Genomic DNA, 303 nt, shown 5'->3' with positions numbered 1-303 from the left:
GGGGCGTTTACTCTTCTTCTTCCACTAGCTCAGGCTTACTTGCACGTCGAGCTTCTGGTTTGTGGGTCAGCTTATTCAGTTGTCGTTCTAGTTTTTGCTCCGCTTCATTGATAGCTGCGTAAAGATCTTCGTGAGTTGCTGAGGCGATTAGCTGGCCTTTAGGAACTTTAATAATGGCTTCGAATTTCTTCTGTTTATTTGGTTCCTCACTGAAAGTTGCTTGGCATCCGATGATGTCTACCTGCCATTTCTCCAGCTTTTTAAATTTGCTCTCAATATGAGCACGGATTGCAGAGGTGATTT

At 43.9% G+C, this 303-nt stretch carries 1 protein-coding gene; it reads right to left on the bottom strand.

Annotation, left to right across the window (positions count from 1 at the left end; genetic code table 11):
* Positions 1 to 7 precede the first annotated feature (7 nt).
* On the bottom strand, positions 8 to 301 hold the full coding sequence (gene hpf / locus RYH74_RS26385) for a ribosome hibernation-promoting factor, HPF/YfiA family (RefSeq protein ID WP_317410635.1): 294 nt from the start codon (positions 299 to 301) through the stop codon (positions 8 to 10).
* Positions 302 to 303 lie beyond the last annotated feature (2 nt).

The organism is Pseudomonas sp. LSJ-87, from assembly GCF_032971465.1.
In the GTDB taxonomy this organism is placed as follows: Bacteria; Pseudomonadota; Gammaproteobacteria; order Pseudomonadales; family Pseudomonadaceae; genus Aquipseudomonas; species Aquipseudomonas putida_Z.
This window is presented reverse-complemented; position numbering and strand designations above follow the sequence as displayed.